Genomic DNA, 260 nt, shown 5'->3' with positions numbered 1-260 from the left:
GCCGCTGACCTGGTCGTTCGAGATCATTTCATGCAGCGCCAGCTCCACGGCCGGGAACCGCTGCGTGAAAGAGCCGATGGCGGTCGGGATCAGATAGTAGGCGCTGGCCGCGGTGAAACCGACGCGCAGGAAACCGGCGTCGCCACGCTTGGCGGCCGCGACGATGCCCGGCGTTTCGTCCCAGCGCGCCAGCAGCGGCTTGATGTGGGCCAGCAGGACTTCGCCTTCGTGCGTCAGGCGCACATTGCGCTGGTTGCGGC

Annotated in this window: 1 protein-coding gene; it reads right to left on the bottom strand. The window is 67.7% G+C overall.

Features of this window, described 5'->3' with window-relative positions:
• A partial coding sequence (locus tag ACRHNM_RS17185) for a LysR substrate-binding domain-containing protein (protein ID WP_431137864.1) occupies positions 1-260 on the bottom strand: 260 nt, incomplete at both ends.

This window comes from Psychroserpens mesophilus (genome assembly GCF_050617655.1).
Lineage (GTDB): Bacteria > Bacteroidota > Bacteroidia > Flavobacteriales > Flavobacteriaceae > Psychroserpens > Psychroserpens mesophilus_A.
This window is presented reverse-complemented; position numbering and strand designations above follow the sequence as displayed.